Origin of the sequence: Pseudarthrobacter sp. lyk4-40-TYG-27 (assembly GCF_030209295.1) — a bacterium.
GTDB lineage: Bacteria > Actinomycetota > Actinomycetes > Actinomycetales > Micrococcaceae > Arthrobacter.
Genome location: NZ_JARVSH010000003.1, coordinates 37599 through 58888, shown reverse-complemented (window position 1 = coordinate 58888; position 21290 = coordinate 37599). Strand labels below are relative to the sequence as shown.

23 protein-coding genes are annotated in these 21290 nt (G+C 67.4%); 10 read left to right on the top strand and 13 right to left on the bottom strand.

Going from position 1 to position 21290, the window contains the following annotated elements:
- Window positions 1-82 precede the first annotated feature (82 nt).
- Window positions 83-925, top strand: coding sequence for a putative protein N(5)-glutamine methyltransferase (locus tag QRM96_RS04735; RefSeq protein ID WP_285318609.1), 843 nt, complete (start codon window positions 83-85; stop codon window positions 923-925).
- Between the two features lie 181 nt (window positions 926-1106).
- Here the strand turns inward: QRM96_RS04735 and QRM96_RS04730 are convergent, their stop codons facing one another.
- The 10 genes from QRM96_RS04730 to QRM96_RS04685 all read right to left on the bottom strand — a co-directional run bounded on the left by QRM96_RS04730 (window position 1107) and on the right by QRM96_RS04685 (window position 10848).
- A complete protein-coding gene (locus QRM96_RS04730) occupies window positions 1107-1508 on the bottom strand; it encodes a hypothetical protein (RefSeq protein WP_109863649.1) in 402 nt (133 codons plus the stop codon).
- 125 nt (window positions 1509-1633) lie between these two features.
- Window positions 1634-1897: a GlsB/YeaQ/YmgE family stress response membrane protein gene (locus QRM96_RS04725; protein WP_018763745.1), complete on the bottom strand. Its 264-nt coding sequence runs from the start codon at window positions 1895-1897 to the stop codon at window positions 1634-1636.
- A 130-nt stretch (window positions 1898-2027) separates the two neighbouring features.
- Window positions 2028-2861: an aldo/keto reductase gene (locus QRM96_RS04720; RefSeq protein WP_285318608.1), complete on the bottom strand. Its 834-nt coding sequence runs from the start codon at window positions 2859-2861 to the stop codon at window positions 2028-2030.
- A 99-nt stretch (window positions 2862-2960) separates the two neighbouring features.
- Window positions 2961-4517: a long-chain-fatty-acid--CoA ligase gene (locus tag QRM96_RS04715; RefSeq protein WP_285318607.1), complete on the bottom strand. Its 1557-nt coding sequence runs from the start codon at window positions 4515-4517 to the stop codon at window positions 2961-2963.
- 40 nt (window positions 4518-4557) lie between these two features.
- Window positions 4558-5754, bottom strand: a complete 1197-nt coding sequence (locus QRM96_RS04710) for an acetyl-CoA C-acetyltransferase (RefSeq protein WP_285318605.1) — start codon at window positions 5752-5754, stop codon at window positions 4558-4560.
- A 48-nt stretch (window positions 5755-5802) separates the two neighbouring features.
- The gene (locus QRM96_RS04705) at window positions 5803-7059 is read right to left on the bottom strand and encodes an acyl-CoA dehydrogenase family protein (protein ID WP_018763741.1); all 1257 of its coding nucleotides are present in this window, start codon (window positions 7057-7059) and stop codon (window positions 5803-5805) included.
- 126 nt (window positions 7060-7185) lie between these two features.
- Window positions 7186-7902: a TetR/AcrR family transcriptional regulator gene (locus QRM96_RS04700; RefSeq protein ID WP_018763740.1), complete on the bottom strand. Its 717-nt coding sequence runs from the start codon at window positions 7900-7902 to the stop codon at window positions 7186-7188.
- Between the two features lie 81 nt (window positions 7903-7983).
- Entirely contained in the window at window positions 7984-9006 is a 1023-nt protein-coding gene (locus QRM96_RS04695) for an NAD-dependent epimerase/dehydratase family protein (RefSeq protein ID WP_285318602.1), read from the bottom strand.
- Window positions 9000-9971 carry an aldo/keto reductase gene (locus QRM96_RS04690; RefSeq protein ID WP_018763738.1) on the bottom strand — a complete coding sequence of 324 codons (972 nt, stop codon included), beginning with the start codon at window positions 9969-9971 and terminating at the stop codon, window positions 9000-9002. The genes QRM96_RS04695 and QRM96_RS04690 overlap by 7 nt, the downstream gene beginning before the upstream one ends.
- A 55-nt stretch (window positions 9972-10026) precedes the next feature.
- Window positions 10027-10848: an aldo/keto reductase gene (locus QRM96_RS04685; RefSeq protein ID WP_285318600.1), complete on the bottom strand. Its 822-nt coding sequence runs from the start codon at window positions 10846-10848 to the stop codon at window positions 10027-10029.
- Between the two features lie 197 nt (window positions 10849-11045).
- Here QRM96_RS04685 and QRM96_RS04680 point away from each other — a divergent pair, with 197 nt between their 5' ends.
- A complete protein-coding gene (locus QRM96_RS04680) occupies window positions 11046-11960 on the top strand; it encodes a helix-turn-helix domain-containing protein (RefSeq protein ID WP_109863642.1) in 915 nt (304 codons plus the stop codon).
- Between the two features lie 149 nt (window positions 11961-12109).
- Window positions 12110-12316 (top strand): hypothetical protein, encoded by a 207-nt coding sequence (locus QRM96_RS04675; RefSeq protein WP_018763735.1) that lies wholly within the window; start codon window positions 12110-12112, stop codon window positions 12314-12316.
- An 83-nt stretch (window positions 12317-12399) separates the two neighbouring features.
- On the opposite strand, the gene QRM96_RS04670 is transcribed toward QRM96_RS04675, so the two are convergent.
- Window positions 12400-12612, bottom strand: coding sequence for a dodecin (locus tag QRM96_RS04670; RefSeq protein ID WP_018763734.1), 213 nt, complete (start codon window positions 12610-12612; stop codon window positions 12400-12402).
- Window positions 12613-12726: 114 nt separating this feature from the next.
- The gene (locus tag QRM96_RS04665) at window positions 12727-13431 is read right to left on the bottom strand and encodes a FadR/GntR family transcriptional regulator (RefSeq protein ID WP_285318598.1); all 705 of its coding nucleotides are present in this window, start codon (window positions 13429-13431) and stop codon (window positions 12727-12729) included.
- Window positions 13432-13603: 172 nt separating this feature from the next.
- Here QRM96_RS04665 and QRM96_RS04660 point away from each other — a divergent pair, with 172 nt between their 5' ends.
- The 7 genes from QRM96_RS04660 to QRM96_RS04630 all read left to right on the top strand — a co-directional run bounded on the left by QRM96_RS04660 (window position 13604) and on the right by QRM96_RS04630 (window position 20738).
- Complete coding sequence (locus QRM96_RS04660; protein WP_109863641.1) at window positions 13604-15103, top strand: four-carbon acid sugar kinase family protein; 1500 nt, start codon at window positions 13604-13606, stop codon at window positions 15101-15103.
- 30 nt (window positions 15104-15133) lie between these two features.
- Entirely contained in the window at window positions 15134-16033 is a 900-nt protein-coding gene (locus tag QRM96_RS04655) for an NAD(P)-dependent oxidoreductase (protein ID WP_018763731.1), read from the top strand.
- A gap of 154 nt (window positions 16034-16187) precedes the next feature.
- Window positions 16188-17654, top strand: a complete 1467-nt coding sequence (locus tag QRM96_RS04650; RefSeq protein ID WP_018763730.1) for a GntP family transporter — start codon at window positions 16188-16190, stop codon at window positions 17652-17654.
- Complete coding sequence (locus QRM96_RS04645) at window positions 17654-18505, top strand: class II fructose-bisphosphate aldolase (protein ID WP_018763729.1); 852 nt, start codon at window positions 17654-17656, stop codon at window positions 18503-18505. Before QRM96_RS04650 ends, QRM96_RS04645 begins: the two co-directional genes overlap by 1 nt.
- A 36-nt stretch (window positions 18506-18541) precedes the next feature.
- Window positions 18542-18940: a DUF1304 domain-containing protein gene (locus QRM96_RS04640; RefSeq protein ID WP_018763728.1), complete on the top strand. Its 399-nt coding sequence runs from the start codon at window positions 18542-18544 to the stop codon at window positions 18938-18940.
- Between the two features lie 85 nt (window positions 18941-19025).
- Window positions 19026-20393 (top strand): acyltransferase family protein, encoded by a 1368-nt coding sequence (locus QRM96_RS04635; RefSeq protein WP_285318596.1) that lies wholly within the window; start codon window positions 19026-19028, stop codon window positions 20391-20393.
- A 15-nt stretch (window positions 20394-20408) separates the two neighbouring features.
- Window positions 20409-20738, top strand: a complete 330-nt coding sequence (locus QRM96_RS04630) for a GNAT family N-acetyltransferase (protein ID WP_018763726.1) — start codon at window positions 20409-20411, stop codon at window positions 20736-20738.
- A gap of 81 nt (window positions 20739-20819) precedes the next feature.
- Here the strand turns inward: QRM96_RS04630 and QRM96_RS04625 are convergent, their stop codons facing one another.
- The gene (locus QRM96_RS04625; RefSeq protein WP_285318595.1) at window positions 20820-21140 is read right to left on the bottom strand and encodes a hypothetical protein; all 321 of its coding nucleotides are present in this window, start codon (window positions 21138-21140) and stop codon (window positions 20820-20822) included.
- Window positions 21141-21290: the final 150 nt, after the last annotated feature.

The window sequence follows — 21290 nt, the reverse complement described above, 5'->3', positions numbered from 1 at the left end:
CGTTGTCCACCGCATGCCGGTCCAGACTGGTGGCGGACGGTGTCGGTGAGTGTTCCCGCTGATTCACATGAGAGGCGTCGATATGCCAGATCCTGAATCAAGCGCCGTTGACAGCCACCCCACCCGGGCCTTCGACCACATCGCCACCCTCCTGCGTTCCGCCGGCTGCGTTTTCGCCGAGGAGGAGGCCCGGCTGCTGCTGTCGGACGCGTCCGGGCCTGCGGAGCTCGCGCTGAATGTGCAGCGGCGCGTTGAAGGGGTGCCGCTGGAGTACGTGCTGGGCTGGGCGGAGTTCGCGGGCCGCCGCATTGTTGTCGAGCCCGGGGTTTTCGTACCGCGTCGCCGTACTGAACTGCTGGTCAACCATGCTGTGGCCCTCTTGTCCGGCTCTTCCCTGGCGGTAGCTCAGGTGGTCGTCGACCTGTGCTGCGGGTCCGGCGCCGTGGGGGCTGCCATCCTCTACGCGCTGCCCGGTGTGGAGCTGCACGCGGCCGACATCGACGCCACAGCCGCACGGTGTGCGATGCGAAACATCGGGCCGCTGGGCGGCCGCGTCCATCGGGGCGATCTGTTCGAGGCACTCCCTTCCTCGCTGCACGGCCGGGTCAGGCTGTTGGCCGTCAACGCGCCCTATGTGCCCACCGGGGCCATCAGGACCATGCCGCCCGAAGCCCGGCTCTACGAGCCGGTGGCTTCACTGGACGGCGGCGAGGACGGGCTGGACTTCCACCGCCGCGTTGCCGCCGGCTCCATCGAGTGGCTCGCGCCCGGGGGACACTTGCTGATCGAAACCAGTGAACGCCAGGCGGCCGGCACATCTGCAATCCTGGCTGCGGCCGGGTTCCGGACGCAGACGGTCCGCTCGGAGGACTTGGACGCGACGGTGGTGGCGGGGCGCGCCCTGCCCGGGACCAGCCGGGGCTAAGTGCTGTCGCGGGGCAGGAATTTTGCCTAAGGAAGTGACCCCGCCGCCCTTAAGACGATGCCGGCCGCCGCGTCCCCCAAGGATCGCGACGGCCAGCAAGGCGATTCAGTTGTAGCACAACACTGGCCGGCTGTGCTTGTCACACGGCCGCAGCGCTAAATGCAAACAAATAGACCTGGAGTCAGGCCTTTCCTGCGGTCGCGTCCGAGGTGCCAAGGTTGGTGGTCTCCGGGTGGGTGCTGTGGGCGGGAATGTGGTCCTCGCCCAGCCCCGCCGCACTCTCAGCCGGTGGGGTGCCGGTAACGGTGGCGGAGGTCCGGCTCCCGTCGGAGGCACCCTCGCGGTGCAGTGCCGAGCCAACCACAGTGCCTGCCCTGCGGGCGGCTTCGCCGAGCTGGTCGGCCACTTCAGGGGCCTTTTCCTTGACGGCCTCCGTGGCTGCTGCCACCTTGTCCTGAACCGGCTTGCTGTCCCACAGGCCGGCCGCGCGAGCCTTCAGCTTGTCATACGCTGCACGGCCGGACCGTGAGCCGAGAACGTAGCCGACAGCCACGCCCACACCCAAAAGAAGCTTGTTTTTCATGATGAACTCCTGCTCTGCGAGAGGGTTGTCAGTTCCGGCATACGCGGGGGCACCCGTTGCCGGAGAAAATGAAAGCCGGCCTGGGGAGGGTGTCCCCAAGCCGGCTTCCTGGCTTGCCCGAGCTGTTAGCGGGCGCTGCGCCGAGTGACCATGCCGTAGATGGCAAGGACGATCAGCGAGCCGACGATCGCCAGCAGCCACGTCTGGATGGAGAAGAACTCCTGCAGTCCACTGCCGAAGATCATTCCGCCCAGCCAGCCGCCGAGGAGCGCGCCAACAACGCCCAGGATCAGCGTGACGACCCAGCCGCCACCCTGCCTGCCCGGGAGGATCGCCTTAGCGATCGCACCAGCGATAAGTCCGAGAATCAGAAATGCAATAAATCCCATTTGTTGCTCTCTTCCTAGGTAGAGGAGGCCTCCGGGTCCCGGAGGCACTTCATCCTTCTGGCTCAATAGTAATCATGCTTACTATCTATTTGCCAACCTGTTTTGTGGAAAAGTGCTGTCCAGGCTGTTCTTAATGCCCGGTTTTGTCGGAATCGTTGCCGGCGCCGGGACCCTCGTCCAATACCGAAAGTTCCGCTAGATCCTGCGGATCCAGGGCGAAATCGAACACGTCCAGATTCTCCCGCATCCGCTCCGCGGAAGAGGTCTTGGGAATCGTTACCAATCCGTTTTGTATGTGCCATCGCAGGACCAGCTGGCCAGGTGTTTTCCCGTGTTTTTCCGCCAGTTGCGCCAGAATGGGGGCACCCAGCAAACCGGCTCCGGATCCGCCCAATGGGCTGTAGGATTCCGTGACGATCCCATGCCTGGCATGGAATTCGCGCTCAGCGGTCCGGGTAATTGCGGGGCTGAGCTGGACCTGGTTGACCGCGGGCACCACGTCCGTCTCCGCCATCAGGCGCTCCAGGTGCGACGGCTTGAAGTTGGACACCCCAATGGACCTGGCCTTCCCCTCCGCCTGCAGCCGCTCGAACGTCTGCCAGGTGGAAATATATTGGTCCCTGCCCGGGAGGGGCCAATGGATCAGCAGAAGGTCAACGTACTCCAGGCCCAGGCGTTTCAGCGAGTCTTCCAGCCCTGAGACGGCGCGGTCGTGGCCCTGGAACTCACCGTCGAGCTTGGTGGTGATGAAGAGCTCGCTGCGGTCCAGTCCGCTCGCCCGGATGCCGTTGCCCACGCCGCGTTCGTTGCCGTACTTCACGGCGGTATCGATGTGCCGGTACCCGGCTTCCACGGCATGTACGACGGCGGCAGCCACCTGGTCGTCGTCCAGCGGCCAGGTGCCAAGGCCCATTTGGGGAATGCTGTTGCCGTCATTGAGGGGGATGAGCGGTGCAAGTGTCATGGCATCAGTCTGCCCTGAATCGGCCGCGGCGGTGCCTTCGTCCATGAGGTTTCGGGGGAAGCTTTGGGGTTTGTCCTCCGGTGTGCCGGTCCCGCGGGCTTAGCCGGCGTCCCCGGCCAGTTTCCGCTTGAGGATCTTTCCACTTGGTCCGAGGGGCAGTTCGGAGAGGATCCTGACCACCCGCGGGTACTTATAGGCCGCCAGCCGGGTGCTGGCGAACTCGACCAGCTCGGATTCGGTGACGGCGGCTCCCGGGTCCAGTACGATTGCGGCCGCGATCTCCTGCCCATGCATCTCGTCCGGAATTCCGTAAACGGCGGCGCTGACCACGGCCGGGTGGGTCAGCAGGACTTCCTCCACCTCCCGGGGATAGACGTTGTATCCGTTGCGGATGATCATGTCCTTCTTGCGGTCCACGATGGTGAGGTAGCCGTCGTCGTCCTTTGTCCCAAGGTCGCCGCTGCGGAACCAGCCGTCCACCACGGCTTCTGCCGTTGCCTCCGGGCGGTTGAGGTAGCCCTTCATCAGCAGGTGTCCGCGGATCACGAGCTCGCCCAGTTCCCCGTTGGGCAGCAGTTCGATGCTTTCCACCGTCTCGGGACGGGCGATCTCGATGTCCACGCCCCAGATCGGGACCCCGATGGTTCCCGGCCGGGGAGGGGTGCCCACGTGGTTGAAGGCGGCCACTGGGGAGGTCTCGGTGAGGCCGTAGCCTTCATGGATTTCCACCCCAAAGACGTCGCGGAACCGGTCCATCACGGCCAGCGGAAGGGAGGCCCCGCCGGAGATGCCGTACCGCAAGGCCGCCGGCCGTTCAGGCGCTGACTTGGCGGCTTCCAGGAGAGCCACGTACATGGTGGGCACGCCGAGGAAGATGTTCACGTCGTGCTTTACCAGCAGCTGCAGGGCGTCTGCGCCGGTGAATCGCGGCATCAGGACGATCGTGGCGCCGGCGCGGAGTCCCGTGTTGAGGACAACGGTCTGGCCAAAGGTGTGGAACAGGGGCAGTCCACCGAACAGGACGTCGCCGGGCCGGAAGTCCATCACGCTGGTGAGCAGGACGCTGGTCTGTTCCACCAGGGCGAAGTGCGTGCCCAGCGCCCCTTTCGGTTTGCCCGTGGTGCCCGAGGTGTAAAGGATGGTGGCCGTGTCCGAGGGGCGGCAGGGTTCATAGGTCCGGATGGGGTCGGCGGCGGCGGCCTCCGTCTCCAGCCGGGGGAACCCGTCGTCGTCCGGTGCCAACACCGTCACAACGTCCACTCCGCTGGCGGCAGCACCCGCCGCACCCTCGGCCAGGAGCGGGGCAGCGCAGATCAGCAGCCCGGCCCCGCTGTCCTGCAGGACATATTCGATCTCACGGGCCTTGAGCAAGGCGTGCACGGGGACCACGATGGCGCCCAGGGACAGGATGGCGTAGTAAACCCGCGCGAAGTCCGGAACGTTGGGAATCAGGACGGCGACGGCGTCTCCCGTACCTATGCCGCGGGCCCGCAACGCTCCGGCGTAGGCGCGGGTCTGGCTCCACAGGTCCCGGTAGCGGACCTGGTCCTCACCGACGACGAGGGCAATGCTGTCCGGGGTCCGGTGTGCCGATTCGGCCAGGATGGCGGCGACGGAGATGGTGGCAAAACCGTCGGCGGTGCTGGTGTTGGTCATGGCCTGCTTCCTTGGTGGGAGGGACTCGCTGGTGGGAGGGTCAGGCTTTGAGGATGAGGGCGTCGCCTTGGCCGCCGCCCCCGCAGAGGGCTACGACGCCGGTGCCGCCGCCACGCCGTTTCAGCGCCAATGCCTGGTGCAGCACCAGGCGGGCGCCCGAGGCGCCGACGGGGTGGCCCAGGGCAATCGCCCCGCCCTCGGCGTTGACCGTTTCGGCGTCGATGCCAAGATCGTTCGCGGACTGGATCAGGACCGAGGCGAAGGCCTCGTTGATTTCCACCAGGTCGAGGTCCTGCGTGCTGAGGCCCTCGACCTTGAGGGCACGCTCGATGGCCCGGGCGGGCTGGGAGTGCAGCGATCCGTCCGGGCCTGCAGTCTGGCCGTGTGCGCCGATCTCGGCGATCCATTCCAGCCCCGCGGCGATGGCGGCGGCCTTGCTGGCAATCACCAGCGCCGCCGCGCCGTCGGACAGGGGCGACGCCGAGCCGGCGGTGATGGTGGCTGCGGCATCCTTTGAGAAGGCAGGCCGGAGCTGCGCCAGCGATTCGGCCGTGGTGTCCGGCCGGATGCCCTCGTCGTGCTCAAGGGTCACGGCGGGGCCCTTGCGCTGCGGTACCTGGATCGGCGCGATTTCCTCTGCCAGGGCACCGGAAGCGCGCGCCGCTTCGGCACGCTGGTGCGAGCGGGCGGCCACGGCGTCCTGCTCGGCACGGGTGATCCCGCGCTCAACATTTCCGGCGTCAGTTGCCTCGCCCATCAGTTTGCCGCTCACCGGATCCTGGAGCCCGTCATGGTTCAGGGAGTCCAGCATGGGGGCATCGCCGATGACGACGCCGGCGCGCAGCCCGGGGACCAGGTGCGGCGCATTGGTCATGGACTCCTGGCCGGCGGCGACAATGAAGTCGGCTTCGCCGGTGCGGATCATCCGGGCGGCATCAATGACTGCCGTCAGGCCGGACAGGCAGAGCTTGTTGATGGTGATGGTGGGAACGTCCCAGCCGATGCCGGCGGCCAGGCTGGCCTGCCGCGCCGGGCCCTGGCCGGCCCCGGCCTGGATGACCTGCCCCACGATGACGGCTCCGATGAGTTTCGGGGCCACGCCCGTCCGTTCCAGCGCCGCCCGGATCGCGTGGGCGCCCAGCTCGCTCGAGGAGAAGGGGGTGAGGCCGCCGCGGAACCTGCCAAAAGGTGTCCGGGCGCCGCCGAGGATGACGGGGATGTTGGCGTTCTGGTTCAAGAACAGTCCTTTCGGGACGATGGGGCGGCCAAAGTCAGCCGGTAAGGGTCAGGCGAAGGCGGAGACACCCGTGATGCCGCGGCCGATGATCAGGGCCTGCACGGTTTCGGTGCCTTCGTAGGTATGGATCGCTTCGATATCGGCCAGGTGCCGGGCCACCCGGTTGGCCAGCAGGATGCCGTTGCCGCCCAACATGTCGCGGGCATTGGAGGCGATCCCGCGGGCCGTCCGGGTGCAGGTGTACTTGACCAGCGAGGCCTGCTCCGGGGTCAGCGTTCCGGCTTCGTCGAGCCGGGTCATCTGCACCACCATGAGCTGCATGGTGGCCAGTTCGCTGAGCATCCGCGCCAGGCGCTCCTGGATGATCTGGGACGCGGCCAGCGGCCGGCCGAACTGCTTGCGCTGCTTGGCGTACTGGACGGCTGTCTCGTAGCAGGCCGTGGCATGCCCGACGGCGGACCAGGCCACGCCGAGCCGGGTCGCCAACAGGACGCGGGCGGTGTCCTTGAACGTGCGTGCGCCCGGCAGGACGTTGCTTTCGGGGACGAAGACGTTCTCCAGCCGGATGTGGGCCTGCCAGATGGCGCGAAGGGCCAGCTTGCCCTCGATCCTGGTGGCGGCGTAGCCGGGGGAATCCTGGGGGACCAGGTAGCCGTGCACCTGGCCATCGTCGCCGCGCGCCCAGACAACGCTGACCCCGCCGATGGAGCCGTTGCCGATCCACTTCTTTTCGCCATTGAGCAGGAATCCGCCGTCAGTGCGGGTTGCCGTGGTTTCCAGGGCTACGGAGTCGGATCCATGGGTGGGCTCTGTGAGGGCAAAGGCTGCGTACTCGGTTCCGCGGGCGATCGCGGGCAGCCAGCGTTCCTTCTGCGCCTCGGATCCGCACTCGGCGACGGACCGCAGGGCGAGGCCGCCCTGGACCGCGATCATGGTGGCCACGGATCCGTCCCCGCGGCTGATTTCCATGTTCACCAGTCCGGCGGCCATGCTGCTCATCGGTTCGAAGCCGTCCACGGCGGTGCCGTCGCGGAGCAGGTCCAGTTCGCCGAGGCGGTGGAGGAGGTGGAGCGGGTACTCGCCGCGCTCCCAGTAGCCGTCAATGACGGGGAGGACTTCCTCCTGGACGAAGCAGCGGGCGCGGTCCCAGTACTTCCGGTCCTCGGCGCTGATGCCGGCGAAGACGGAGGCGGGATCGGTGCCGAGGGCCTCGGTGAGAAGGTACTCGGGTTCCACCGTCCCGGCCGGGAAGTCCGGCGCACCGCCGGTGACGGTGGGTGCTGGGCTGGGCGACGTCGTCGTCATGTCTGCATCCTCTGGTTCAGCGGCGGCTGCGGGCCACCCGGGTGATGTGGCTCACGCCGCACCGACTAAGAATGCACTGAAACGCAGTTCCACGTCAAGAAACTCCGTACCAGATGCGGCTGGGCGTCAGGGCAACGCATCGCGGACCGCCCGGGCGATGGCATCCTTGTCTGCCGGGCCGGCGAGCACGGTGACGACGACGGTGGCCGCCCTTTGCTCCGTGGCGTCAACAGGGGCGCCGGGACCGAGGAGGGTTGGCCGGAACGTTTCGGCCAGGGCCGCGAGTTCACGGGCGAGGGCTGCCGACCTGTCAGGCTGCCCGGATTCCCCGGCCGCGAAGGGCGCGCGAAGCCACTGCCGCAGGAAGGCGTTGTGCACGGCCACCACGGCTGCGGCGAAGGCAACGGCCGCGTACTCGCGGCGGCCGTCCCTGGGCAGGGTGTCGTTGAGGTACCGCAGGAATGCCCGTTCATAGCGGTGGGAGGTGACCAGTTCCCGGTCCCGGAGGGCCGGCACCGCCTGCAGGAGCCCGTACCGGGCCAGGGACGTTGCGCGGTTCCGCAAGTGGTGGTCGAACACCAGGAGCGCGGCGTCCGCGACGGCGGCCAGTGGCTCCAGCCGTGAGTCCGCCAGCCGGGTGTTCACCTGCTGCAGGATGCGCTCGTGGTCAGCGAAGACCACATCCTCCTTGGATCCGAACCTCCGGAAGAACGTGCTGCGGCTCATGCCCGAGGCCTCCGCGAGTTCCTCAACAGACGTTGCATCGAAACCCTGCTTTGCCAGGAGTTCGATGGCGGCGGCGACAGGCCCGTCGGCAGGATGGCTGGGAGGGGGTGGGGTCATGCGCCGAAATCTAGCACAGCGGCACTGTGGCCGGCCTGCCGCGGGATGGTGCGGCAGGCCGGCCACGCCGGCAGGTACGGATCAGGCGCCTTGCCGGGCCCAGCCGGTGAGCTTGTCCGAAAGCTGCATGTAGGCCTCGTTGACCTGCTGCAGCTCCGGGTGGGCGTCGTACCACTGGACAATTTCCCGGGCTCCGTCCGCAAACGGGATGGTGGCGGTGTAGTCCGGGACCAAGGATTTGATCTTGGTGTTGTCGAAGACCACCGAGTGGGACCGGTCGCCCAGCAGGTTTGAACCCAGTTCCTGGTCGTGCGCGGCGATGGTCTGGGATGCCACGTGCACCAGTTCGGGTTCACGGACGCCGGCCGCCCGGGCGAACAGCCGGTAGATCTGGTTCCACGGCAGGTATTCGTCCGAGGTGATGGTGTAGCTTTCACCCACCGCCTGGGGCCTTCCGAGCAGGCCAACAAACGCCTTCGCGAAGTCTTTGCTGTGCGTCAGCGTCCAGAGTGAGGTGCCATCGCCGTGCACCATGACCGGAAGCCCGCTCCGCATCCGGTGGATGTCCGTCCAGCCGCCCACCATGGCGATTTTGGTGCGGTCGTAGGTGTGCGACGGCCGGACCACCGTCAGCGGAAAATCATCTTCCCGGTAGGCCCGGAACAACAGTTCCTCGCACGCGATCTTGTCCCGGGAGTACTGCCAGAAGGGATTCTTCAACGGCGTGGACTCCAGGATGGGCAGCCTGGTGGGCGGCTTCTGGTAGGCGGAGGCGGAGCTGATGAAGACGTACTGGCCCGCCCGGTCCCGGAACAGATCCATGCTGGTTTGCGCCTGGTCCGGGGTATAGGCGATGAAGTCCGCCACGGCGTCGAACTCCCTGCCGCCCAGCACCTCACGGACCGCGGCCGCATCCCGGACGTCCGCGTGCAGCACTTCAGCACCGTCCGGAACCGGCCTGGTGGATTGGCCCCGGTTCAGGATGGTCAGCCGGTGGCCGAGCGCGACGGCGTGTTCTGCCGCCGCCGCGCTGATGACCCCGGTGCCGCCGATGAAGAGGAGGTTCCGTGGCGCCACCGTGCCGGCAGCCAGGGGAGTTACCACGCGTAGTCTTCCGGTGCCGTGCGGTGGCCGGGGAAGATGTCGTCAAGCCGCTTGAGCGCGTCTGCGTCGAGTGTGACGTCCAGGGCGCGGATGGCGGCATCCAGTTGTTCCTGCGTGCGCGGGCCCACGATCGGGGCGGTCACGGCGGGCTGGTGCAGCAGCCACGCCAGTGCGACGTCGCCCGGTTCGTGCCCCAGTTCGTCGGCGAAGTCCTCGTACTGGCGGATCTGGTCTTCATGCTTCTTCAATGTCTCGGCGGCGCGGCCTTCGGTACGCCGCACGCCCTGCCGCTCCTTCTTCAGCACGCCGCCCAGCAGGCCGCCCTGCAGCGGTGACCAGGGGATCAGGCCCAGGCCATACTGCTGCGCCGCCGGGATGACTTCCAGCTCCACCTGCCGCATGAACAGGTTGTAGATGGACTGTTCGCTGACCAGCCCGGTGTAATTCCGGCGCCGCGCCGCTTCCTGGGCTTGGGCGATGTGCCAGCCGGCAAAGTTGCTGCTGCCGGAGTACAGGATCTTTCCCTGCTGCACCGCCACCTCGATGGCCTGCCAGATCTCGTCCCACGGTGTGTCACGGTCGATGTGGTGGAACTGGTACACATCGATGTAGTCCGTCTGCAGCCGCTTGAGGCTCGCATCCAGGGCCCTGCGGATGTTCAGTGCCGAGAGCTTGGACTCGTTGGGCCGGTCCGTCATGGTGCCGTAGAGCTTGGTGGCCAGGACGGTGTGCTCGCGGCGTTCGCCGCCCTTGGCGAACCAGCGCCCAATGATTTCCTCGGTCCAGCCGCGGTGGTCTGCCCCGCCGTAGACGTTGGCGGTGTCGAAGAAGTTGATGCCGGACGCGTGGGCGGAGTCCATGATGCTGTGGGCGTCCGCTTCCTCCGTCTGCGGCCCGAAGTTCATGGTGCCAAGGCAGAGGCGGGAAACTTTCAGGCCGGAGCGGCCCAGGTGGGTGTACTGCACGGAAATTCCTTTCGGTGGTGGAGCTTGTCGGCCAGGTGGTCGGGCTTGTCGAAACCTACATCTGGGTGAAGGCCGCGACGGCGGGATCGGACCCGATGCGGGCACCGGACTCAAGCGCCGTGATGGCGGCCAGTTCGTCGGCGGAGAGCGTGAGCGATGATGCCGCGAAGTTTTCCCGGATCCGGCCGGGGTTGGCCGACTTGGGGATGGCGATGTTTCCCTGGGCCAGGTGCCAGGCGAGTACCACTTGGGCGGTGGTGGCCTCGTGGGCGCTGGCAATCGCGGTGACGGCGTTTCCGTTCAGGTCCCCGCCCTGGCCCAGCGGGCTGTACGCCTCCACGGCGATGCCCAGGTCCCGGCACTTTGCGGCGAGGTCCGCCTGCTGGTAGCTGGGGTGCAGTTCGATCTGGTTGACGGCGGGGACGGTTTCGGCGGACTCAAGCAGGGTGTCCAGGTGGTCGGACAAGAAGTTCGAGACCCCGATCGCGCGGATTTCCTTGTTCTGGTACAACCGCTCCATCTCCTTCCACGCCTGGACGAACAAACCCTGTGAGGGCACCGGCCAGTGGATGAGGTAGAGGTCGATGAAGTCCAGGCCCAGTGCTTTGCGGCTGTTTTGGAACGCCTCCTGCGCGCGGCCCTGCTCGCCGTTGCGCAGCTTGGTGGTTACGAAGATCTCGTCGCGGGCGATGCCGGTGGCGGCAAGCGCCGCACCCACTCCGGCCTCGTTGCGGTAGGCGGCGGCGGTATCGATGTGGCGGTAGCCGGCCTCGAGGGCGTCCTCGACGGTGCGCTGGGTGTCTTCCGGCGGAACCTGGAAAACGCCGAAGCCAAGTTGCGGGATGGTGACGCCGTTGTTGAGTGTCAGCTCTGACATGGGTGTGCTCCTAGGACGATGGTGATGTGGATCGGTGCCGGCTGCTCGACGAAGAAAGCGGTTTCCGCTGGCTCACTCCTGAGACTATGCACTTTTGCCCGACAAGTCAGCAGAGAAGGCTGTTCCTGTTTTTCCTAGGATTCCCAGTCCTACCTTTTGGGTGGAGCGGGGCACCCTTCCCGGGCAGAATGGTCTGCATGGGTCAAAGCGCCGAGTTCGGAAAATTCCTCAAAGCCATGCGGTCCCGGCTGAGTCCGGAGGTTGCCGGAACGGGTCCCAGCACCGGTGCCCGCAGGGTTCCGGGGCTGCGGCGGGAGGAAGTGGCGCGGCTGGCCGGGGTCAGTACCGACTACTACGTCCGGCTGGAGCAGGGGCGCAACATCCACCCCTCACGCACCGTCCTGGACGCCGTCGCGAGGGCGCTGCGGCTGGACAGCAGCGAGCACGCGCACATGCTGGACCTGCTGGAGAACTGTGCCGGTGGTCCGCGCGAGGCCGGTACGGCCGCAGCGCAGGGCGTCCGGCCCGCGCTGCGCCAGCTCCTCGACGCGGTGGGGGAGGTGCCCGCCCTGGTGCTGGGCCGGCGCAGCGATGTCCTGGCCGGCAACCGGATGGCGTTCCTGCTGTTCGCCGATTTTCCGGCGCTGCCGGCGGCGGAGCGGAACCTCACCCGCTGGACCATCCTTGATCCAGCGGCGCGGGAGCTTTTCAGGGACTGGAAGACGGTGGCTGCCGAAGCCGCCGGATCCCTTCGGCTCGACGTGGGCCGGCATCCCAACGATCCGCAGGCCAACCACCTGGTGGGGGAGTTGGCCGTGAACAGCGAGCATTTCCGCCAGTGGTGGGCCGGGCACCGGGTGGCCACGAGGGCGGCGGGCACTGTCCGGCTGCACCATCCGGCGGTGGGCGACCTGGAATTGAACTTCGAGAACCTGGTCCTGCCGGAGGATCCCGACCAGATGCTGCGGGTGTATTCCGCCCGTCCGGGCTCGCCGTCGTCGGACGCATTGGCCCTGCTTGGCAGCCTGGGTGCCCCCAGTGCTCCCGGTGCGGGAGATGCAGGCGCGCTGCGGGACGCAGCCACGGTGGCCGACGGCGGGCCGGCGGACTAAGCGCCGCGGCTCGGTACCGTAACTGTACATTCGTCCAGCGAATGGCACCGATTCTGGCCAGCCGCCCATTGGGCTTCGGCCGGCTGTTTCCTAGGGTTGAAGAACAAGCTTCCCCGCCCGGTTCTTACCACCCCAGGATGGTCTCAACGATGAAACGCATCGCACTGCTGAAGGAACGCCAGGCTTCCGCCGGCGCCACGTCCACAGCCACAGGTTCGCACTGCCCGGCCTCCGGACTGTGGAGCCCGGACTCCGATTCCCGCACCGTCCTGTCCTTCTTCGAAGGCCAGGTTTTCCCCGCGTTCGACGGCGTTCCAACGGTCTGGCGGCGCCGCAGCCCGGGAACAGCCAACTAAGGCACGAGCCCGGGGCACCAAGCTTAAATCGGGAGGTCGTGAAGCCATCGCTTCACGACCTCCCGGCGTTAAGGCTGGAGTGCTCAGTGATCTTCCAGCCGGAAGCCGAGTTTGATGGTCACCTGCCAGTCCGCGACCTTGCCTTCCTCCAGGTGGCCGCGGATCTCCTTCACCTCGAACCAGTCGAGGTTCCGGAGGGTCTGGGAGGCTTTGGCGATCCCGTTCCGGACGGCGTCGTCCACGCCTTCGGTGGAGGTGCCGACAATTTCAGAAATGCTGTACGTGTGGTTGGACAACTTCGCTCCTCGTGATCATCGTTGCTCCCGGTTGCGGGCCGTCCCTGAAGCCTAGTGGCACTGCGAGAGCGTTGACCAGAGGACCGGCCCCCTTCATGCAGGCCGCCCGCGGGCTCACTTGGCGGGCAGGACCAGGTTCCGCAGGTCGTCCAGGGTCTGCTGCATGTGGGCGTCCATGGCGGTGCGGGAGCGGGCCGGGTCGCGGGACTCAAGGGCCTCGGCGATGTTCTGGTGGTGTCCGATGGCGTGTTCCTGGATGGCCGGTACCGCCGACGTCTCGGCACGGCGCTTTTCCAGGACGCGGTGCAGCGGCTCGAACAGGACGGAGACGAAGACGTTCCCCGAGGCGCGCAGGATGACTTCGTGGAAGCCGAGATCGGCCTCTACGAACGCTGCGACGTCGTTGATGCTGTTGGCGGCCTTCATGGCCGAGACGTAGGCGAACAAGGAGGCAATGTCCTCCTCCGAGATGCGTCCGGCGGCAAGTTCGCAGGCTCCTGTTTCCAGCATCCGGCGGAGCTCGATGAGCTGGATGGAGGCGTCGGCGTCGTTCTTGCCCTCCGATGCCGCCCGCAGCACCGCTTCCAGCGATGTCCACCGGCTCAGGGGGTTGACGAACGTCCCCCGCCCTCGTTCGACGCTGAGGATCTGCTGGGCCTGGAGCGTCTTCATCGCCTCACGGACCGTCATGCGGCTGACTTCATGGCGGGCGCTGAGTTCCAGCTCTCCCGGAACCGTGGCGCCGGGCGGAAACTCGCCTTCGATGATGCGGTCCAGCAGCTCATCGGCCACGATGCCGACCAGCGATTTCCTTGCCATGGTTCCCCCGCTTCCTGCTTCCGGCCAACGCCCGGCGGATATGTCAGACAAGTCTACTTGCGCGTCTTTATGCCGTGTGCCACACTAACATTCAAATGCAAGATGTCAGACATCTTACAGTTACCCTTACATCAGTATCCGGGTCCCGGATCGCTACACAATGGAGTGCACTGTGACGCTTGAAGCAGACCTTCTGGCCGCCTATCCGGCTGACCTCGAGATCCCCGCAGGGCTCGTTGCCGGCTCCCTGGCCGCTTCCAACGCAGAGGTTCCCCGCGTCCTGGTGGTGCTCGACGACGACCCCACCGGCACCCAGTCCGTGGCAGACCTCCCCGTGCTCACCAGGTGGGACGTAGAGGACTTCAGCTGGGCTTTTGCGCAGGGAAAGCCCGCGGTCTACGTCCTCACCAACACCCGGTCCCTCGACCCCGCCGAAGCGGCTGCCCGCAATGAGGAAGTGGTCCGCAACGCCCTCGCGGCGGCAGGATCGCCCGACTCCCTGCGGCTGGGATTCGTCAGCCGCAGCGACTCCACCCTCCGCGGCCACTACCCCCTGGAGCCTGACGTCATCGCGGCCACCGTTGCCGGGGTCAGCGGCGAGACGACCGACGGCGTGGTCCTGGTCCCCGCATTCCCAGACGCCGGCCGGCTCACCATCGGCGGCGTCCACTACATGCGCGGCACCGGTGACGCGAAGGGCACCGTGGTCCCCGTCTCCGAGACCGAATTCGCCAAGGATGCGTCCTTCGGCTTCAGCACCTCCGTCATGGCCGACTACGTCGCCGAGAAATCCCAGGGCAGGTTCCCGGCGGACTCAGTGATCGTCCTGGACCTGAACATCATCCGTGCCGGCGCCGCCGCCCAGGACCCAGCTATCTCCGCCAAGGCGATCGCGGACGCCATCGAGCCCGCCACCGATTCCACGCCCATCGTGGCGGACATCGTCACCGAGAATGACTTCCGCGCCCTGGCGCTGGGACTGGAAGAGGCAGAACGCCGCGGCAAGAAGCTCCTGTACCGAGTGGGCCCGCCGTTCGTCCGCGGCCGCATCGGCCAGGAGATCCGGGCCGCACTGACTTCCGAAGAGGCCTACGCAGGCAACACCCCGTCGGAGGCGGGCGGCCTGATCGTGGTGGGCTCGCACGTCGGCGTGACCACACGGCAGCTCAACGTCCTCACCGCCGAACACAGCTCGGCGCGCATCATCGAGATCGACGTCGAGAAGCTCCTCGCCGCCGAAGCTGGAACAGCCGACCCCAACGCCAAGGAGCACCTGGACCGCACGGTGGACGCCGTGGTCGAGGCCCTACACGCCGGCGACGTGATCGTCCACACCAGCCGCCTGCTGATCAAGACGGACGACCCCGCCGAAAGCCTGCGGATCGCCCGTACCGTCTCCGCCGCCGTCGTGGACGTGGTCAACCGGACCCTGAAGACCTTCCCGCCGCGGTTCGTCATCGCCAAGGGCGGGATCACGTCCTCCGACGTCGCCGCCCACGGCCTGGAAATCCGGCACGGCATTGTCCGCGGCCCCATGCTCCCGGGCATCGTCAGCCTCTGGGAACCGGTGGACGGCCCCGCCAAGGGCATCCCCTACATCGTGTTCGCCGGCAACGTGGGCGACGACGACTCCCTGGCCCAGGTCACCCGCAAGCTCAGCAACAAGTTCTAAGAGTTCCGAACAAATTCAACGGAGAACACCATGACCAGCAACTACACCATCACCGTCCTGGGCCTCGGCGCCATGGGCCTGCCCATGGCCACCCGACTGGCCTCCCAGCTCACAGTCCACGGCTTCGACATCGCCGAGCCCCGCCTCAAGCTCGCCGAAGAAGCCGGCATCGCCACCTTCACCACCGCCCGCGAAGCCGCCAAGGGAGCGGACGCCGTCCTCCTGGCCGTCCGCAACGGCGAGCAGCTCAACGACGTCCTCTTCGGCGAAAACGGCGTGGCCTCCGTCCTGGAGCCGGGCGCCGTCGTCATCCTCGGCAGCACGGTGGGCACCGACGCCATCCCCGCCACCGTGGCCAAGCTGGCCGAATACGGGGTGGACCTGGTGGACGCCCCGCTGTCCGGCGGCCCCAAGCGCGCCGGCGAAGGCGACCTGCTGATCGTCGTCGGCGCGTCCCCCGAAGCCCGCGAAAAGGCCGCCCCCGCCCTGGACCTGCTGGCCTCCACGCTCACCGTGGTGGGTGACAACCCCGGCGACGGCCAAGCCCTGAAGACCGTCAACCAGCTCCTGTGCGGCGTCCACATCGCCGCGGCCGCCGAGGCCCTGGCCCTGGCCGACGCGCTGGGACTGGACCAGGCCAAGACCCTCGCCGCCCTCGAAGCCGGCGCTGCCGGTTCCTTCATGCTCTCCAACCGTGGCCCCCGCATCCTGGAGGCCTACAACGAGGAAGGCGCCGAGGTCCTGTCCCGCCTGGACATCTTCGTCAAGGACATGGGCATCGTGGGCAAAGCCACCCGCGCGGCCGGGCTGGCAGCCCCCGTTGCCGCCGCCGCCGAGCAGCTCTACCTGCTGGGCCAGGCCCAGGGCCTCGCCGCGGCCGATGACTCCGCCGTCATCAAGGTGGTCGCCCCGGCCAAGAGGACCAAGTAAGCGTCTCTCCCCCCGAACGGTACGACGACGGCGGTCCCCCCTCCGCCGTCGTCGTACCTCCCAGCGTTGCGGCTTAGTTCCGCAGCGTTCCATCCCCGCCGTGATACCTGATGCCCGTCTGCCCCGGACCGGCACGTCAAAGGAGACATTTCCCGTGAACCACCTGATGAGCCCGCTGATACAGCGGGCGGCCGATGCTCCGGCCATCAAGCCCGCCGTGGAGCTGGGCACCCCGCTGCTGCTCACCATCGCCGCCGTTGGCATCGCCATCCTGCTGGTGATGATCATCCGCTTCAAGATCCAGGCGTTCGTGGCCCTGCTGACCGTCAGCATCCTGGTTGCCGTGGCCGCCACGATCCCGCTGCAGGACATCTTCACCGTCGTGTCCGGCGGCGTGGGCAGCACCATGGGCAAGGTGGCCATCCTGATCGCGCTCGGCGCCGTGCTGGGCCGCATGATCGAGGTCTCCGGCGGTGTCCAGTCGCTGGCCGACCACTTCACCCGCAAACTCGGCGCCCGCCGGGTGGCCGTGGCGCTGACCGCCGTCGGCTTCCTGGTGGCCATCCCCGTGTTCTTCGAAGTCGGCATCATCGTGCTGGTGCCCATCGTCTACGCCTTCGCCAAGATCGCCAAAGTCCACCCGGTTAAGTTCGGCCTGCCCATGGCCGGCATCATGCTCGCCATCCACGTGGCCGTTCCGCCGCACCCGGGGATCGTTGCCGGCGCCGGCGTGCTGGGTGCCGACATCGGGCTGATCGCCCTGATCTCACTGCTCATCTGCATTCCGCTCGGCTTCCTGTCCTACTGGGTGGCGTCCATCATGAACCGCAAGGACTACGAGCTGCTGCCGGCCGTGAAGACCCAGGTGGAGGAGTTCGGTTCCGACTCACTGGTCAAGGTGGGCCACGACGGCCCCGGTGCCGCCGCCATCGCACCCCCTCGCCCGGGCCTGATCATTTTCCTGATCGCCGCCCCGATCGTGCAGATCCTCCTGGGTACCGCCGGCACCCTCATCCTCCCCAAGAGCGATCCCCTCTACGGCCTGGCAGCCTTCATCGGCAACCCGTTTCTGGCCCTGCTGGTGGCCGTGGCGCTGTCCTTCTTCCTGCTCGCGGTCCGCCGCGGCTGGTCCTTCAAGGAGACCGGTGAAATCTTCGAAGGCGCCCTGCCTCCCATCGCCTCCATCCTGATGGTGGTGGCTGCCGGCGGCGTCTTCGGCAACGTCCTGCAGGTCTCGGGCATCGGCGGGGCGCTCTCCAAGACCCTGGACACGCTCGGCGTGCCGCTGCTGCTGCTCGGCTTCATCATTTCCCTCGCACTGCGTGCCGCCCAGGGTTCGGCCACCGTGGCCATCGTGACCACCACCGGCCTGCTCTCCGCAGCGGTCAGCGGCGGCGGCTACAGCCCGGCCCAGATCGCCGTGATCGTGATCGCCATCGGCTTCGGCGCCTTGGGCCTCTCCCACGTCACGGACGCCGGCTTCTGGGTGGTGGTGCGATACTACGGCCTGACCGTCTCGGACGGCCTGAAGACCTGGACCGTCCTGACTACCATCCTGGGCCTGGCCGGCTTCGCGCTGACCTTCGTGGCCTGGATCCTGGTGGGAGGCCTGGGCGTCTGATGCGTACCCGACTGGACCACCTGGTCACCACCGCCCTGCAGCAGGGTTCCGCCGTGCCGGCCTTCACCTGCTACGACTTCACCACCGCGCTGGCCGTGGTGGGCGCCGCAGAGGAATCAGGACGCGGTGCCATCCTGCTGGTGGCACCCAAGACCGCCGCCACCGCGAACGGGCTCAGGCTCATAGCGGCGCTCCGCACCCTGGCCGACGCGGCCGCGGTTCCGGTGGCCGTGCAGCTTGACCACGCCAGCGACCTCAAGGTGATGGCCGACGCCGTCGCGGCAGGGGCGGATTCGGTCCTCGCCGACGGTTCATCCCTTCCCTACGAGGACAACATTGCCCTGGTCAAGTCGGCCCGCGCCCTGCTGGGCCCGGACGTGGTGCTCGAAGCGGAACTTGGCGGCCTGGCCGGCGACGAGGACCGCGCCTTCGGTGCAGACCAGTCCGGCGCCGACGTTGCAGGCCTGACCGACTCGGCGCAGGTGGAGGACTTCGTGTCCCGTACCGGCGCGGAACTGCTTGCCGTGGCCGTGGGCAATGTCCACGGCAAGTACAAGGGCGAGCCGCGGCTGCGCTGGGACGTGCTCCAGGACATTGCGGCCCGGGTCCACATTCCGCTGGTGCTGCACGGCGCTTCCGGCATCCCCGCCGGGGAACTGGTGAAAGCCGCGGCCATGAACGTAGGCAAGGTCAACTTCAACACCGAGCTGCGGACCGGCGTGCTGGCCACCCTCCAGGACCAGCTGCCCGCCCACCGTGCGGACGGCGAAAACCTGCAGGGCCTGCTGGCCCGGTGGAACCACTCGGCCAAGGAGTTCGCCACCGCCACGCTGGCCACGCTGGCACGGTAGGAAAGACCCCACTCCGGGGGAGGCTAGGATCAAGCCATGATCCTGGCCTCCCTCTTTTTTGCCTTCCTCGCCGCGGCGCTGCACGTTTTCATCTTCACCATGGAATCCGTGACCTGGACCCGGCCCGCCACGTGGAAACGCTTCAGCATCGGATCCCAGGACCATGCAGAGATCACCAGGCCGCTGGCGTACAACCAGGGGTTCTACAACCTGTTCCTGGCAGTGGGTGCCCTGGTCGGAATCGGCCTGGTGGTGTTCGGGGCCGGTCCGGCGCAGCACGTGGCGGGCTGGACCCTGGTGTTTTCAAGCTGCGGCTCCATGCTCCTGGCGGCCGTGGTCCTGGCCCTCAGCGGCCGCAAGTACCTCCGCGCGGCGGCCACCCAGGGCGCAACGCCGCTGCTCGCCGTCGTCCTGGGCCTGGTGGCTGTGCTCTAGCCCGGCACCCCTGCCTCTTCTACACCACCGGCAACAGGCGCAGAATGGTGCTGTGAACAGGGTCGGAACGCTGTAAGGCCACGCGGTGCGGCGGGGTCAGGGGAACCAAGACCACGCGGACACGGCAGCCCGTGATCCGGCGATCGACCTTGTCCGCTTCGTCTGCCTGGCATTGGTGGTGGTGGGCCATTCCATGATGGTCAGTCCGGTCCTGCACCCGGACGGGACCGTGACAACGGAGAACACCCTTGGCGACCAGGACTGGTTTGTCCCCGTCATCTGGATCTTCATGGTCATGCCCCTGTTCTTCGTTACCGGGGGTGTGACCGGCCTGCAGTCCTGGCGCCGGATGAAGGCGCGGGGCGGGACGGCGGCCCAGTTCATCCGTGCACGGCTGCTGCGCCTGGTCCGTCCGGCCACCGCGCTGCTTGCGGCGATGGTCCTGGGACTGTTGTTGGCCCGTGCCCTCGGGGTGGACCCTCAAGTGGTCCAGCTCATGGCCACCGGCGCCGGCATGCCGCTGTGGTTCCTGGCCGCCTACCTCGCGGCGCAGTTGAACATTCCGGTCCTGGCGGCGCTCCATGCGCGTTCCCCCTGGCTGGCGCTGGGCCTGCTCCTCGGCCTGGTGGTTGCCGTGGATTGCCTCCGGGGGGCGCTGCCGAACCTGGCCTACGCGAACCTGGTGTTCGTGTGGTGCGCAGTGCAGCAACTGGGCTTCCTGGCGGCCGACGGCTGGACGTCCCGGCTTTCCCGTTCGGGCCTGCTGGCCATCGCGTTGGCAGCAAACCTTGCGTTGGGTGTGGTGACGGGGCTGGGCCTGTACACCGGCAACATGCTGGTGAACCTCAATCCACCCAACCTCACCCTGGTCCTGTTGGGCGTTTCCCAGCTGGCCGCGATGGAGCTGGCGCGGCCGGTCCTCGCGTCGCTCGCCGAGGTCCGCTGGATTGGCCGCCTCGTGGGCGTGGCGGGCAGCCGGTCCCTGACGGTGTACTTGTGGCACCTGCCGCTGCTGGGCGCGATGTCAGGGCTGCTGCTCCTGGTGCCGTTCCCCAAGCCCGGCGCCGGCACCGCCGCGTGGTGGTGGTCGCGGCCCGTGGTGGTCCTGGCCCTGGTCGTCCTGCTGCTCCCCGTCGCTGCCGCCTTCGGCCGCCTTGAGGACCGGGTAACGGCGCCACACGCCTACCGCAGCCGGCCCGCCTTGGCTGCGGCCGCCGTCGTCGTGGTCTTCCTTCCCGCGGCGGACGCCGCCCTCAACGGATTGTCACTGGGGCTGCTGGCTGCCGGCACCTTGTGCTTTTCCGCGGCGATCCTCCTGCTGGGCGGGTTTCCGCTGCGGCGACGGTCATCGGCCGGGACCAGGCCCCCGCGACGGCCGGCGGGCGGGCCGGCGGCCCGGACCACCTCCCGCCGGAGGCGCGGCCGAAGGGGCATTGCCAGCGGGGTGAAGTAGTGCCAGTGTCAAACCATGACCGAGAACACCATGTCCACAGAGGATAAGTTCACCCCCAACGTCACCCTGCGGCGCAACGACGCGGACCACCGGTACGAACTCCTGGTGGACGGCAGGCTCGCTGTCCAGGCCTTCTTCCACGACCTGCCGGGACATATCGACTTCACCCATACCGAAACGGGCCAGGACTTCGAGGGGCAGGGGCTGGGCAAGGTGCTGGCGCATTTTGCCCTGGATGACGTGGTAGCCACCGGAAAACGCATCATTCCGCACTGCCCGTTTATGTCCAGCTACCTCCGCAAGCACGAGGGCTACGAACAGTTCGTGGACTGGCCCGAGCGCTGACCGCCCGCCGGCCCCATCCACTGATCGCATCCGCCGATCACATTCGCTGGCCGCGGGCCGGCGCCCGCGCTCGGAGCAGGGTCAGCTGGCCAGGGCCGAATCGCTGACCGCCCAGGCGGTCCCGGGGTCGTCGATGGTGAAGCCGCAGGCACAGCGATAGGTGGTGACGGTTTCGGCCGCCTCCGGCCGCAGTGCCACCACGGAGGTTCCGTCAACGTAAACGGGCTGCCGGACCGGAAGTTCCCCGTGATCGACAAGCTGCATCGGCGTGCGGCAGTGCATGCGCGAATTGAGGGTCACCAGCAGTCCTGCGTCGACAGGTACCGTGGTGGCCGGAAACTGCTCAGCCGGTTCGCGGCGCTCCCCAAACGCCATCAGCTGCTCATCCATTGCGGTGGTCATTATGTTCTTCCTTGGGCTTCTTTCACGGAACCGCCATGGCCGGCAGTCCCGCCGCGAACTGCTTGCGGAGGTTCATCTACCCCATAAGAAAAGCATGCTTACTAATTGATGCACAAGTTCCGGCATCTGGTGATGGCCCGCAATCCCCAG

Bases quoted from the DNA above. Each gene is read 5' to 3' on its own strand.
- QRM96_RS04735 (WP_285318609.1), top strand. From the start codon at position 83: ATGCCAGATCCTGAATCAAGCGCCGTTGACAGCCACCCCACCCGGGCC.
- QRM96_RS04730 (WP_109863649.1), bottom strand. From the start codon at position 1,508: ATGAAAAACAAGCTTCTTTTGGGTGTGGGCGTGGCTGTCGGCTACGTT.
- QRM96_RS04725 (WP_018763745.1), bottom strand. From the start codon at position 1,897: ATGGGATTTATTGCATTTCTGATTCTCGGACTTATCGCTGGTGCGATC.
- QRM96_RS04720 (WP_285318608.1), bottom strand. From the start codon at position 2,861: ATGACACTTGCACCGCTCATCCCCCTCAATGACGGCAACAGCATTCCC.
- QRM96_RS04715 (WP_285318607.1), bottom strand. From the start codon at position 4,517: ATGACCAACACCAGCACCGCCGACGGTTTTGCCACCATCTCCGTCGCC.
- QRM96_RS04705 (WP_018763741.1), bottom strand. From the start codon at position 7,059: ATGACGACGACGTCGCCCAGCCCAGCACCCACCGTCACCGGCGGTGCG.
- QRM96_RS04700 (WP_018763740.1), bottom strand. From the start codon at position 7,902: ATGACCCCACCCCCTCCCAGCCATCCTGCCGACGGGCCTGTCGCCGCC.
- QRM96_RS04685 (WP_285318600.1), bottom strand. From the start codon at position 10,848: ATGTCAGAGCTGACACTCAACAACGGCGTCACCATCCCGCAACTTGGC.
- QRM96_RS04680 (WP_109863642.1), top strand. From the start codon at position 11,046: ATGGGTCAAAGCGCCGAGTTCGGAAAATTCCTCAAAGCCATGCGGTCC.
- QRM96_RS04675 (WP_018763735.1), top strand. From the start codon at position 12,110: ATGAAACGCATCGCACTGCTGAAGGAACGCCAGGCTTCCGCCGGCGCC.
- QRM96_RS04665 (WP_285318598.1), bottom strand. From the start codon at position 13,431: ATGGCAAGGAAATCGCTGGTCGGCATCGTGGCCGATGAGCTGCTGGAC.
- QRM96_RS04655 (WP_018763731.1), top strand. From the start codon at position 15,134: ATGACCAGCAACTACACCATCACCGTCCTGGGCCTCGGCGCCATGGGC.
- QRM96_RS04645 (WP_018763729.1), top strand. From the start codon at position 17,654: ATGCGTACCCGACTGGACCACCTGGTCACCACCGCCCTGCAGCAGGGT.
- QRM96_RS04640 (WP_018763728.1), top strand. From the start codon at position 18,542: ATGATCCTGGCCTCCCTCTTTTTTGCCTTCCTCGCCGCGGCGCTGCAC.
- QRM96_RS04630 (WP_018763726.1), top strand. From the start codon at position 20,409: ATGACCGAGAACACCATGTCCACAGAGGATAAGTTCACCCCCAACGTC.
- QRM96_RS04625 (WP_285318595.1), bottom strand. From the start codon at position 21,140: ATGACCACCGCAATGGATGAGCAGCTGATGGCGTTTGGGGAGCGCCGC.